The organism is Nitrospirota bacterium, assembly GCA_037386965.1.
Classification (GTDB): domain Bacteria; phylum Nitrospirota; class Thermodesulfovibrionia; order Thermodesulfovibrionales; family JdFR-86; genus JARRLN01.
Map to the genome: position 1 here is coordinate 15673 of JARRLN010000052.1, position 12154 is coordinate 27826.

13 protein-coding genes, 1 tRNA gene and 1 other RNA gene are annotated in these 12154 nt (G+C 62.0%); 4 read left to right on the plus strand and 11 right to left on the minus strand.

The features are described from left to right. Window positions 1-11: 11 nt before the first annotated feature. The 10 genes from dnaX to P8Y39_08665 form a co-directional block, all read right to left on the minus strand. On the minus strand, window positions 12-1082 hold the full coding sequence (gene dnaX / locus P8Y39_08620) for a DNA polymerase III subunit gamma/tau (protein ID MEJ2192395.1): 1071 nt from the start codon (window positions 1080-1082) through the stop codon (window positions 12-14). 43 nt (window positions 1083-1125) lie between these two features. Beyond that, window positions 1126-1223: signal recognition particle sRNA small type (gene ffs / locus P8Y39_08625), an RNA gene on the minus strand. Window positions 1224-1267: 44 nt separating this feature from the next. Further along, window positions 1268-1360: transfer RNA gene (locus P8Y39_08630), tRNA-Ser, on the minus strand. Window positions 1361-1442: 82 nt separating this feature from the next. Beyond that, window positions 1443-2417, minus strand: a complete 975-nt coding sequence (locus tag P8Y39_08635) for a ribonuclease Z (GenBank protein MEJ2192396.1) — start codon at window positions 2415-2417, stop codon at window positions 1443-1445. A 161-nt stretch (window positions 2418-2578) separates the two neighbouring features. After that, entirely contained in the window at window positions 2579-2944 is a 366-nt protein-coding gene (locus P8Y39_08640; protein MEJ2192397.1) for a hypothetical protein, read from the minus strand. Between the two features lie 83 nt (window positions 2945-3027). Further along, window positions 3028-3219, minus strand: a complete 192-nt coding sequence (locus P8Y39_08645) for a hypothetical protein (GenBank protein MEJ2192398.1) — start codon at window positions 3217-3219, stop codon at window positions 3028-3030. A 61-nt stretch (window positions 3220-3280) separates the two neighbouring features. After that, window positions 3281-4867, minus strand: coding sequence for a putative sulfate exporter family transporter (locus tag P8Y39_08650; protein ID MEJ2192399.1), 1587 nt, complete (start codon window positions 4865-4867; stop codon window positions 3281-3283). Window positions 4868-4882: 15 nt separating this feature from the next. Then, window positions 4883-5131, minus strand: a complete 249-nt coding sequence (locus P8Y39_08655) for a DUF5395 family protein (GenBank protein MEJ2192400.1) — start codon at window positions 5129-5131, stop codon at window positions 4883-4885. 11 nt (window positions 5132-5142) lie between these two features. After that, window positions 5143-5325 carry a hypothetical protein gene (locus P8Y39_08660; protein MEJ2192401.1) on the minus strand — a complete coding sequence of 61 codons (183 nt, stop codon included), beginning with the start codon at window positions 5323-5325 and terminating at the stop codon, window positions 5143-5145. 397 nt (window positions 5326-5722) lie between these two features. Continuing rightward, window positions 5723-5953, minus strand: a complete 231-nt coding sequence (locus P8Y39_08665) for a hypothetical protein (protein MEJ2192402.1) — start codon at window positions 5951-5953, stop codon at window positions 5723-5725. Here P8Y39_08665 and P8Y39_08670 point away from each other — a divergent pair. The 4 genes from P8Y39_08670 (at window position 5952) to P8Y39_08685 (ending at window position 11067) form a co-directional block, all read left to right on the plus strand. Further along, window positions 5952-6329, plus strand: coding sequence for a hypothetical protein (locus tag P8Y39_08670; protein ID MEJ2192403.1), 378 nt, complete (start codon window positions 5952-5954; stop codon window positions 6327-6329). The genes P8Y39_08665 and P8Y39_08670 overlap by 2 nt on opposite strands. A gap of 573 nt (window positions 6330-6902) precedes the next feature. Next, window positions 6903-7907 carry a galactose-1-phosphate uridylyltransferase gene (galT, locus tag P8Y39_08675; protein ID MEJ2192404.1) on the plus strand — a complete coding sequence of 335 codons (1005 nt, stop codon included), beginning with the start codon at window positions 6903-6905 and terminating at the stop codon, window positions 7905-7907. Then, complete coding sequence (gene glgA / locus P8Y39_08680) at window positions 7904-9349, plus strand: glycogen synthase GlgA (protein MEJ2192405.1); 1446 nt, start codon at window positions 7904-7906, stop codon at window positions 9347-9349. The genes galT and glgA overlap by 4 nt, the downstream gene beginning before the upstream one ends. Further along, the gene (locus P8Y39_08685) at window positions 9346-11067 is read left to right on the plus strand and encodes a GAF domain-containing protein (protein ID MEJ2192406.1); all 1722 of its coding nucleotides are present in this window, start codon (window positions 9346-9348) and stop codon (window positions 11065-11067) included. Before glgA ends, P8Y39_08685 begins: the two co-directional genes overlap by 4 nt. Here the strand turns inward: P8Y39_08685 and P8Y39_08690 are convergent. Beyond that, the coding region (locus P8Y39_08690) for a hypothetical protein (GenBank protein ID MEJ2192407.1) at window positions 10968-12154 on the minus strand (1187 nt) is incomplete at its 5' end. The genes P8Y39_08685 and P8Y39_08690 overlap by 100 nt on opposite strands.

Below are 12154 nucleotides of genomic sequence, written 5' to 3' on the forward strand. Positions count from 1 at the left end.
CAGGGCCTCGTTTACGGAATCTCCAGGGCCACCCGGGGGGAGAAGGACATCCTGACGTCCGCCTCCGCGCGGATGAGCTCCGAGAGAATGAGGGCCAGGTGCTCGGGGCTGGTGCGGGAGACCAGGGACTTCATGGCCTGAAGCTCCTCATCGCTCAGGTCCAGGGTGTCCCGGGCCTCTTCCGCCTCCTTCACCGTGGCGGCCACCAGGAGGTCGCGGAAGAACTTGGTCAGGTCCCTGGCGAAGACGCGGAGGTCCGTTCCCCGCTCCACCAGCGTGGCCACCAGCATGAGGGTCTTGCCCTTGTCGCCGCCGATTGCGGCCCGGGCGACCTCGGTAAGGAGGGGGAAGTCGGCCAGGTCCAGGAGGCTCTTGATGTCGGACTCCCGGACCTCGGAGGAGAAGGCCGTCACCTGGTCCAGGATGGTCAGGGAGTCCCGGATGCTGCCGTCGGCGGCCCGGGCGACCATGCCCAGCGCCCCCTCGGTGATGCTGATGCCCTCGGCGGCCGCTATCTCGCCCAGCCGCTCCTTGATGGCCTGGGTGGAGACCCGCCGAAAGGGCAGGTGCTGGCAGCGGGACATGACGGTGAGGGGGATTTTCTTGGGCTCGGTGGTGGCCAGGACGAAGATGACGTGCGGGGGCGGCTCCTCCAGTGTTTTCAGCAGGGCGTTGAAGGCCGCGTTTGAGAGCATGTGGGTCTCGTCGATGATATATATCTTGTAGCGGCCCCCCGAGGGCGCGTACTTCACCCTGTCGCGGAGGTCGCGGATGTTCTCCACGCTGTTGTTGGAGGCGCCGTCTATCTCGAGAACGTCCACCGAATGACCCTCGGCGATGGCCCGGCAGGAGGGGCAGCGGCCGCAGGGGGAGGGCGTGGGACCCTCCTCACAGTTGAGGGACTTGGCCAGGATGCGGGCCGTGGAGGTCTTGCCCACTCCCCGGGGGCCCGAGAAGACATAGGCGTGGGCGGTCTTCCCCTGGGAGATGGAGTTCTTGAGAATTCGCACAATGGGCGTCTGCCCGATGAGCTGGTCGAAGCCCTGGGGCCTCCACTTTCTTGCCAGTACGAGGTAGCTCATGCCCTTGGCCGTCCCGCAACAGGCGCCAGTTGCGCCCTGCAGCCAGGCAGCGGCTTGCTGCGGCACACGGAGAGGATACTTACCGTTGCTTCCTTCCGGACCTGGCGGGGTTCATATCCATCCGTTGCGCAGGGCCGCTGCCTGACTGCAAGGGGCAACCAGGCGTGCCCGGTCTTTCGTAAAGATGGCGGAGAGGGAGGGATTTGAACCCTCGGTGAAGCTATAAACTCCACACGCGATTTCCAGTCGCGCTCCTTCAGCCGCTCGGACACCTCTCCAAATAAAGCATTTAATTTCAATAGGTTAAATATTATATCATTATCCCCGCCTTCTTTGTCAAAGGAAACCTCGCACGGAGCCTCAGCGCCCCCCGGCGAAGGCCTCCAGGGCCTCGTCCCTGGGCAGGCGAGGGGCGTTCCGGTACTTGGGGGAGAAGTGGATGGGCACCAGTGTCTTCACCCCCGCCTCCCGGGCCAGCCTCCCCGCCATGGCCGCCGTCAGGTGATGCCTCTCCCTGGCGCGGCCGCGGTCCTCATCGAGGAAGTAGGCCTCGCAGTAAAGGACGTGGGAGCCCGCCACCAAGGACTCTATTCTAGCCAGGTTGTCCCCCGTGGGGGAGGCATCGGTGGCAAAGGAGATTTTCTGCCCCTCGGTGATGAGGACGGCCCGGCGAAGATCCGCAAGCCTCCAGGGCCGTCCCGCTACCTCCAGCTTCGTGTCATCGCCGGCCCCTCGACGGATGAGCGCCTTCAGCTCGCTGAGCCAGGGGCCCACGGGAAGACCCATCTCCTCGAGGGCGGCCTTGTCGATGTTTATGTGGATGTCTTCCTCGAGGGCATATGCCACGCTGTCTGTGTCGTGCTCAAGGACGGCGGCCCGTACCCGGAAACTCTCCTCCCTGAGGAGAGAGCCGTCGAAGGGACGCTCTCCCCGGTCTTCCCTGCGGAAGCGGGCCCGGGCCGAGAAGCGGGACGCCCGGACGGAGCCGTCCTCGATGGCGAAGGCCTCGATGACCAGCGGATACTGCTCCACCAGGTTCCAGGTGTAGCCCCTCAGCTTCCCCTCCACGCACTCGATGAGATTGCGGGGACCGAAGACCCGCAAGGGCGCCTCTCTCCTCAAGAGGGCCCTGAGCACGGTGTCGAACCCGATGAAGTGGTCTATGTGCGTATGGCTTATGAACACGTCGGAGAGCTTGAGGAGGTCGGCCTGGCCGAGCCTGCCCAGGTTTCCGGCGTCGAAGAGAAAGGCCCTTCTCTCCCGGAGAAACCGGACGTAAAGGCAGGGGTCCTCGAAGGGGCCGTTGACCAGTCGGTGGTGGAATGAAGGCTTCATGGAGAAATTATAACCGATATGTTGCGGGTCTGTGGCTAGATGTGCTTATAAAACAGCATCTTATAAGGCGATTCCCCTGCCTCAGGCGTCATCGCCCCGAGCGGAGGGCGACACGGGGCGCACATTGTGCCCACGGCTTTCGCTGGACGAATTCCGTGCCGTTAAAGCCTTACGCCTCTTTCTTTGAGCGACTTCGGGTCCACCCCGGAAGACGTAAGGAGCTTCATTATCTTGTTTCTGGGAGGGATGTTATATACGAAGAGGCCGAGAACAAGAAGGACCGCGAACATTTTTATCCCACTCTGCCTCGCCGAGGCATAGGCAAGAAACAAGAAGGAGACGCCGAGATAGAGCGCCCTTTCGTACGATGTGGCAAGAAGGCTCCTCAGTGCGAGGAAGCCTGCCTTGTCGAGTGCGGGAACCGCCTCTTCACGGAGGGCGCTAAGGACTCTCCTCCTTGAGACATAGAGGGCGATTATCACGATGCCCGTGACCAGGTAGATCAGGACCTCAACGGTAAACGCCAACTCCGCGCCCCGCTACATGGAAGTCCGGACAAGGAGGGGGCGAAGTATGCCCCCTCCGTCCCCGGGCAGCGCCGAACTTTGGTTTAAAGGCCCTCCGCCTTCTTTAGCGCATCTTCTACGTTTTCGTAACAACGCTTTTTCTCTTCCTCGGTAAGCTTCGAAGCGTCCTTTACATCCGAGAGTTTGCAGACGTACTGCTTCCCGGCCGCGTCCTTCAGGAGAACGAACTGCGTTGCCGTCGATTCCGTTATCTCCGGTTTCTTCTCTTCTGCCATTATCGCCTCCGGAGGAAGGCCCCGGCCCTCTGAGGGCCGGGGCCTTTTGGCTTATTTCTTACTAGAAACCAGCGATGTTGGGTATCTTCATGCCGTGGTGGAACAGGTAGGCGATGAGTATGGCCACCGGAATGATGAAGAGGAACAGGGCGATGAAGTACACCCAGATCATCTTGCCGAACTGGGCCTCCTTGAGCTTCTTGAAGTCGGTGATGATGCCGAGGCTCATGAAGGTGAGCATGAAGAAGAGCTTCCGCATGCCCTTCTCGACCGGCACCGCTCCCGCCTTCACGGATTTCAGGAATGGCGCCGCCTCCGGAGCTCCGGTCTGGCCGGGGCCGAAATAGAGGGCGAGCAGGAACAACCAGCAGAAGAAGTACCCGAGCACAAACTTGGGGAAACGGTGCCAGACCTCGGAGCCGGGCACCCGTTCCCCCGGTCTTCGGTCTATCCGGTACACCCAGACCAACGCCAGGATGAAGGCCCACAGGCCTATGAACATGTCGATCCACACCTTGGTCATGACCGCGCTCGAGGTGACGATGCCCTCCGGCCACACGGTGGCTCCTGCGGTTTCCACTTCCACCTTGTTGCGCATGAAGGAGTCCATGAGCTCGCCGGCCGCCGCGTCGGCCCCGTCGGTCTTGACCGACATGCCCATGGCGGCTCCGGCGACAAGAGGGTCTTTCGTTGTCGGCCAGACGTGCGTGAAGAATCCGGGCAGGACAACGAGCTCGATGACGGCCCATATGACGACCAGGGCGGAGACCATGATGGAGACCACCGGCTTGGCCCTCACCGCGCCGCCCGTGGCCACCGCTGCGGAGACGCCGCAGATGGAGATGCCCGAGCCAAGGACCGCGGCGGTCTTTCTGGGCAACTTGAATATCTTCCTCGATATGACATAGACGCCGGGCCAGAAGATAAGGTAAGCGACTATCGTCGCCGCGGCCCCGGCGACGAAAAGGTCGAAGGTCAGTGTGGTGGCCTGCTCCCCGAGTTGCTGGGACATGCCCGAGAGCTTTATCGGGAGGTATCCCAGCTTCACCCCGAGGGTGACGATGGCCGTTTTAATGTACCATTCCGGTTTTGCGGCCTCGCTGAGGTAGCCCGCGAACCCCCTGAAAAAGTTGCCGATGACGAGCCCTACGATGAGCGCGAGAATGAACGAGCCCCCGCCGCCCAGCGAGAGCGCAAAACCGAGCCCGTACTTCTCCATGTCCAGCTTGCTTGCCGCGATGAACCCGTGATGGCCGATGAACCAGGTCGCGATGGTAAGGAAGTAGATGATGGTCCACCCGGCAAGAAACTTCTTGAGGTTCCAGCGCATGAACGCCGCGCCAATGCACGCGGCCGCACCGAAAATCACGTAGGACCACACTACGCTCCACCACCCGAGGCCCGAGTAGAATCCCTTGGACGTGGCGCTGTATTTCTTTCCGAGGGCGTAAAACGCTCCGCCGATGGCGCCCTTGCCGCCCTCTGGGGGACTGAAGACCCATTTGGTCGGGTACGTCATCCAGCCCACCAGGTCCAGTCCGAATATGTTCACCATGGCCAGAAAGAAAAACCCGACACCGAGCCAGACGGCCCACCAGTCTTCCTGGGTCGTCATCCCGGTATACCATTTGCGATTAGGCTCTGCCATACGTAACCTCCCCTTTTACCCCTTGACTTCAACGATTCTGTTGAAGTAGTGCTGGGAATACTGGCGTATCCACTGGGGTATCGTGGAGTTGTCGAAGGCCATGAAGACCTGGGCCTTCTCTCCCGCCTTGAGGAGCCCCTCCTCTTTGAGATACCGCTCCATCCCGCGGTCAAGCTCTTCAAGCGTGGGAGCCGAGATGCTGTTGGTGCCGTGCTCCACGACCCAGTTTGCCCCGTCATGCCTTATCGTGCACTCCAGCAGCAAAGGGCACAGGCCTAATGAAATATTGAGGTTGGTACGACGAACAGGCCGACGACAAGGGCGATTACCGCGGCCACCAAAGACCATACGACCAGCTTCGTCTCGACGGGCTCCCAGGGCTCCGCCCCCGACAGCACGTCCTCGACTTCCAGAGCCTCGCCGGTCAATGTTCCGGTTCCCGAACCTTCCTTTTCCATTTTCCCCTCCTAAAATGGTTTAAGGATTTATACGGATTCGCCCGAACAGCTCGTCATGCAATAATGTAGAATTCCTTTTTGCTTTAGGTCAACGTGAAATTGTAATTTTAGGGAAGGAAAACCGTGCGCCCGGGATAGCGGGACAGACCCTGGAGGTGGCCCTTATCCCTGGAGGTGGAGAAAGGGTGAGGGCCGGTCTGTGCCGGGAGGCAGGGCGGCAGAGGGTCAGCGTGCCAAAGAAGAAGGCCCTTCTCTCCTGGGGCAGCCGGACGGAGAGGCGGAGTCTTGACCCGGCGGGAGGGCTCCGTGAGGGAAGTATATTCTATGGAGGCGGGCCTTTTCCGGGATGCGCCTCGTGAAAGGACCCTGTTCAATAACGCGGGGCGGGCAGGAACGTTCACTGACACTTCGCCAGCCACATCTCATAAAGCGAGTACAGCACCTGCACCGCCAGGGATATTCCCATGAGCACGCCGCCGACGATAACCGTGTAGGCGAAGACGGGCTTGTATTTCGTGAACCGCCAGGAGCCGATGTCCGTCAAAATCGCAAAGTAGGGGATAACCACCATGAAGGCCTTTACGTGCCTGTGCATCCTGCCCAGGGAGAGAATGGCTCCCGTGAACATGAACAGCATGCTGATGCCGAAGAGGTGCACGTGGGAAATCTCGGCCAGTCTTTTTATCGATTCCCCGGTATCGACCCGCGTGACCTTTTTTACTCCGTCGTACGTGGTAAAAGCCGGAAGGCTCCCCCCGCCTGGGGAGGTTATGGCATCTCACGCAATCGTTCTGGAATATCGGCTTTACTTCCTTGAACCCTTTTTCCGTGGCGCCGTTTCTTATCCACTGGACTATCTTTTCTTTTTCTTCCCTCGAGGCGAATTGTCCCATGCCTCCCCTGAGCGCGCCCTCCAGGACCGTGTCTCCGCGTCTTCCGTAAAACTTGTAGATAGCGTCCCGCAGGATGTTAAAGCCGGTCTTTTGAAAAAGGAGGCTCCTTAGGTCAACGTTGATGCTCGGGTCCTCGGTCTCCTTTTCTGATGATTATGTCCGGCAAAAGGCGGACCACGGCACGGGGAGCCGGAGGCTGCCTCCCGCCACGGCTTCAGTAAAGGCGACCCGCATATCCCTGAGTTGTCAAATACGCGGCTTTCTGGCAACATAGCTTCTGGCGGGGCTAATGAGCAATTGGAGTGCACTGCGGCAAGGGGGTGCCTTAAGGAGGCCCGGCATGGGTATTAACATCTCTTTTTTTATACGGCCTTATGATATATTGTATAAAGTAGCACGTGAGAGGTGGGTCTGCTGATTTCGGTGCGCGAACGCGACATCGAGGGGGGAGCCCGCTGCGGAGGGCTGCCGGGCTTTCGTGAAGACGAGACGCTGCCTCTGCCCTGCGTCGCGGCGGCAAGGGCGGCACACCCGTTCGGCCTGTCTCGACGCTTTTCGAGCAGAAGAGTCCCGCGCCGGAGCACCGCTGACATCTTAAGCAAACATAATGATATAATAATTAAAATATAAGCAGTTAAGACGTTTTCTCGCAGCGATAATTTCCGCGTTCGATCCGGAGGAGAAATGCCTGAACTGAGAAAAGACCCGGTCCTGGGCAGGTGGGTGATTATTTCCGTGGAGAGGGGCAAGAGGCCCACAGACTATGTTCAGCCTCCGAAGAGGAGAAAGGGGGGGTTCTGCCCTTTTTGTCCCGGCAACGAGTACACGACGCCGCCGGAGCTTCTGGCCATTCGGAAAGACGGCTCCAAGCCCAACGAAAGGGGCTGGGAACTCCGGGCGATGTCCAACAAGTTTCCCGCCCTCCACAGAGAGGGCGACCTCAACAAGAAGGGGGAAGGAATATACGACAAGATGAACGGCGTGGGGGCGCACGAGGTCATCGTGGAGACACCCGACCATAACATGACCCTGGCGAAGATGCCGCTTGAGCACTTCGAACAGGTTCTTTGGGCCTACCACGGCCGCCTTTCCTCCCTGAAGCAGGACGCGCGGGTGAAGTACGTCCTCATCTTCAAGAACGAGGGAGAGGCGGCGGGGGCTTCCCTGGAGCACTCGCACACCCAGCTCATCGCCCTTCCCATCGTCCCGCGTACCGTCAAGGACGAGATGTCGGGGGCTCGGAGGCACTACGAACTCAGGGACAGGTGCCTGTTCTGCGACATTATCTACCAGGAGATGCAGGAGGGCACCCGTGTTGTGGCGGAAAACGACGCCTTCCTGGCCATAGCGCCCTTTGCCCCCCGGGCGCCCTTTGAGACCTGGCTCCTTCCCAAGGCCCACTACTCGTCCTTCCAGCCCCTGGAGGACGGGTTCCGGAGCATGGGCGAGCTCTTGCAGACCGTCCTGGGCCAGATGGACGTGCTCCTGGAGTCGCCGGCATACAACTTCGTGCTGCACACCTCTCCCTTCAACGAGGAGGACAACGACTACTACCACTGGCACATCGAGATCATGCCCAAGCTCACCAAGATTGCGGGTTTCGAGTGGGGCTCGGGCTTCTACATGAACTCCACCGCGCCGGAGCAGGCCGCCCAGTTCATGAGAGAGGTGAAGCTGCAGCCCCGGTGAAGAGGAACTCTCTCAAAGTGCTCCTGGCGGCCGCGGAGGCCGCCCCATTCGCCAAGACCGGCGGTTTGGGCGACGTCACAGGCGCCCTTTTGCGCTCCCTGAGAAAAGTGGGCGTGGACGCCAGGCTCCTCATGCCGCTTTACAGGGGGATAAAAAGGGCTTTCCGCCCGGTGGGCACGGGGAAGGACGTCACGGTGACGGTGGCGGGAAGGAGCTACCGGTCGCGGCTGTTTTCCCACGAGGACGCCGTCTACTTCGCCGAATGCAACGAGTTCTTCGACCGCCCCGAGATCTACGGCACCACGCGGGGCGATTACGGAGACAACGCCCTGAGGTTCACCTTCCTCTCCCGTGCGGCCATCGGAGCCTGCCGCGCCCTTGGCTTTGAGCCGGACGTCCTGCACTCAAACGACTGGCACACGGCCCTCATTCCCCTTTACCTGAAGACCACCGAGAGGAGGGTCCGGACCGGCTCCCTGCTGACCATCCATAACCTGGGATACCAGGGGATATTCCCTCCCTCGGCCATAACGGTGACCGGGCTGCCGGGACGGCTCTTCACGACGGAGGTGCTGGAGTTCCACGGCAACCTCAACTTCCTGAAGGGAGGCATCGTGGCGGCCGACGCCGTGAACACAGTGAGCCCGACCTACGCCCGGGAGATAAAAAGCGGGGAGTACGGGTTCGGCCTTGACGGCGTGCTCCACACGCGGGGCAGGGACCTCTCCGGAATAATCAACGGCCTCGACTACGAGACCTGGAACCCTTCCACGGACGTCTCCATCCCGGAGCGGTACGACGCCCGGGACCTCTCGGGAAAGAGGGCCTGCAAGGAAGCCCTGGCTGCGGCCTGCGGCTTCAGCGACAGAAGCGCGCCGGTGGCGGCGTTTGTGGGGAGGCTCGCTTCACAGAAGGGCGTGGACCTGCTTTTGGAGCAGGCCGGGAGCATTTTCGCGGCGGGCCTGAACCTCGCCGTACTGGGCAAGGGGAGCGAGGACCTGCACACGAGGTTCCGGAGCCTCGCCAGGAAGAACCCGGGAAGGCTTCACGTGAGAATCGGCCATGACGAGGCGTTCGCCCATCGGCTTTACGCCGGCGCGGACATGCTCCTCATTCCGTCGCGGTACGAGCCGTGCGGCCTTGCACAGATGATAGCCATGCGCTACGGCACGGTGCCCGTGGCGACGGCCACCGGTGGAATCGTGGACACCGTGGAGGACTTTAACCCCCTGGCGGGCGAGGGGGCGGGCCTGCTTTTTGGAGAAGCCACCGGCGCATGCCTCACGGAGGGAATAAAGAGGGCCCTTTGTGCCTACGCCGACCCGGAGAAGTGGCGGGGCCTGATGCTTGCGGGGATGAAGAAAGAATTCTCCTGGGAGAGCACGGCCTTGCAGTACATGGACCTCTATAGGAGAATCATGGAGAAGAGGGCGGCCCGATGAGCATACGGGCGAAGATCATACTGGTTACCATTGCTTTCATGGCCATGGCGGCCATTCTGGGGGCCGGTGCGCTGTACATCCTCCATCATCTGGGGGAGAATCTGGACACCGTCTTTCACAAGGTCCAGCTGGACAAGTACCACGACAAGCTGACCCTCTCCATTCGGGAGCTGGTGACGGCGGCCGAGGGCTGGGCCGACACGGCGGACGAGACCTACAAGGAGAAGTTCAGGTCGGCGGCCCAGTCGGTGGATGACTCCTTCGGCGAGTTCTCGGCCCTGGTGGACGAGCCCGAAAGAACCGCCCCCCTGGCGGCCGACCTGGAGGAGATGAAAAACCTCGCCGGCAGGGTCATCAGCATACCCAAGCCGGTAGGCGACCTCAAGGCCGATATGCTCACCAGCATGCTCGTCATCAAGGGCGACTCCGTCATCTCCAGGCTTACCGACGTCCACAGCTATTCCCTGGACGCCACCCTGGCGATGATACGGCGGGGAGAGCGGACCAAGAGGGCCATGACCTGGAACCTGGTGTTCCTCGTGGCGTTTGCCTTCGCGGTTTCGGTTCTGCTGGCGCTTCAGCTCAGAAGGGTGCTCAAAGGGCCCTATCAGGAGCTTCTCGCCGCTACGGCGCGGGTGACCTCGGGCGACCTGGACTACCGGCTCCGCCCTGGGCGGAAGGACGAGTTCCAGGTCATCGCCGAGCGGTTCAACGCCATGGTGGAAAGCCTCAAGCAGAGCACCGCCAACCTCAATCGCAAGCTCAGCGAGACCGAGCTTTTCCTGTCGGTGGCCAAGACGGCGAGCATGGAGCCCGAGATGAGGAGAGTCCTTCAGCAGATGGCCGATACCATCGCCGCAAAGATGAACGTCGACATGTGCGCCATCTTCCTTTATCGGGTGGAAAGGAACGGTTTTTCCCTGGAGGCGTGCAACCTGCCGGACGGAAAGGACAACGGCATGCTTGCCTTCGACTCCGAGACCGCGCAGCGCGTGATGAAGGAGCCCCATCCCTTTCTCATCGAAGACATGGACAGGTACCCCGAGATGCGGGAGGTCTGCGCGGGCATGGGCTCCGTCCTGGTCATTCCCCTGGTGCGGGACACGACCTGCTTCGGGATATTCATGCTGGGCCGGCGGCCCCCGGGGACCCTGGGCCTCGATGAAATGGACACGGCCATGATACTCGCCCACAGCGTGGGGACGGCCATACGCAACGTGGAGCTTTACGGAGAGACCAAGAAGCAGGTCAACCAGCTCCGCATCGTCTATGAGCTCAGCAAGGCCCTGACCTCCCTGTACGACCCCGACGAGATACTGGCCACCATCACCTCCCGGATAGCGAAGCTCATCAACTCCCGGGGATGCATCATCCGCCTCATCGAGGACGGCAAGCTGAAGATCCGCTCGTTCTACGGCAGCATGGACGAGGCCGTCCGCTACGGGGAGATACCCCTGGGCAGGGGCATCGCCGGGTGGGTTGCCAAGGAGGGCAAGCCCCTCTTCGTGGAGGACATCACGAAGATGCCCGAGGACATGAGCGTACCCACGGCGGCGAAGATGTCGGCCATATCCGTTCCGCTCAAGAAGGACGAAAACATCATCGGCACCCTGGGCCTCTACGACAAGCTCGACGAAAACGGCAAGGGCATTCCCTTCTCCCTGGACGACCTGGCCGTGGCCGAAGGGTTCGCCTCCATCTCGGCCATCTCGTCGTGACCAAAGTGGCCCATCCCCCGCCGCAGTTGGTCGGCCTGGGCCCAGCTCAGCCCGGCGATCTCGCGGGCCACGCGCAGGATCTGCTCCTGGAAGAGCAAAATGCCCTGCGTGCTGCCCAGGATGGGCGCCAGCGCCGGGTGCAAAAAGCGCACCGGCTCCTCGCCCCGGTAGCGCCGCACAAAAGCCTGGGCCATGCCGCCGGTGGCCGGCCCCGGCTTGAAGAAGGCGTTGGCCACGGCCAGGTCGAACACCGTTTTGACCTGCAACTTGCGCAGCGTCCGCCGGGCGCCGGCCGACTCGCACTGGAAGACGCCCACCGTCTCGGCCCGCTCCAGGAGATCCCCGGTGAGCGGATCATCGAGGGAGACGTCGTCGAGGCGAAAGCCGGGCGCGTGGTCGCGCCGGATCAGCTCCGCCGCGTCGGCCAGCACCGTCAGGGCGCTGATGCCCAGCAGGTCCAGCTTGGGCAAGCCCAGCGCCTCGACGTCGCGAAAGTCGAACTGGGTGACGAGGAACCCCTTGGTCGCCCATTGCACCGGGACGGTGTCGGTCAGCGGCCCGGGCGTGATCACCACCCCGCCCGGATGCACGCTCAGGTGGTGGGGCAGGCCGACGATGCGCCCGGCCCTCGACACGATCTCGCGCTGCACGGGGTCATCGAGTTCGGCCGCGACGTCGGCCGACGAGCGCCGGTCGCGCTGCCGCGGATCGCGATATCTGCGAGGCAGGCGGGCGGTCAGCTGCTTGATCCGCTCCTCGTCCAGGCCGTGGGCCTTGGCCGTCTCCCGCACCGCCGAGCGCAGGCGCATGGTGCTCACAGTGGCCACCTGCGCCACGCGATCCTCCCCGTACGTGCGGCGCACATAGTCCAGCACCCGGTCTCGCCTCCGGCTGCAAAAGTCGAGGTCGATGTCGGGGATGTCGGCGCGGGCGGGACTGAGAAAGCGCTCGAAGAGCAGGTCGTGCGCGATGGGGTCCACGGTGGTGATGTGGGTACAGTAAGCCACCAGCGAGTTGGCCACGCTGCCGCGGGTGCTGACGGGCACGTCGGCCTGCCGGGCAAAGCGCACCACGACGGCCACGACGA

Bases quoted from the DNA above. Each gene is read 5' to 3' on its own strand.
- dnaX (MEJ2192395.1), bottom strand. From the start codon at position 1,082: ATGAGCTACCTCGTACTGGCAAGAAAGTGGAGGCCCCAGGGCTTCGAC.
- P8Y39_08635 (MEJ2192396.1), bottom strand. From the start codon at position 2,417: ATGAAGCCTTCATTCCACCACCGACTGGTCAACGGCCCCTTCGAGGAC.
- P8Y39_08645 (MEJ2192398.1), bottom strand. From the start codon at position 3,219: ATGGCAGAAGAGAAGAAACCGGAGATAACGGAATCGACGGCAACGCAG.
- P8Y39_08650 (MEJ2192399.1), bottom strand. From the start codon at position 4,867: ATGGCAGAGCCTAATCGCAAATGGTATACCGGGATGACGACCCAGGAA.
- P8Y39_08660 (MEJ2192401.1), bottom strand. From the start codon at position 5,325: ATGGAAAAGGAAGGTTCGGGAACCGGAACATTGACCGGCGAGGCTCTG.
- P8Y39_08670 (MEJ2192403.1), top strand. From the start codon at position 5,952: ATGAACAGCATGCTGATGCCGAAGAGGTGCACGTGGGAAATCTCGGCC.
- P8Y39_08665 (MEJ2192402.1), bottom strand. From the start codon at position 5,953: ATGTTCACGGGAGCCATTCTCTCCCTGGGCAGGATGCACAGGCACGTA.
- galT (MEJ2192404.1), top strand. From the start codon at position 6,903: ATGCCTGAACTGAGAAAAGACCCGGTCCTGGGCAGGTGGGTGATTATT.
- P8Y39_08685 (MEJ2192406.1), top strand. From the start codon at position 9,346: ATGAGCATACGGGCGAAGATCATACTGGTTACCATTGCTTTCATGGCC.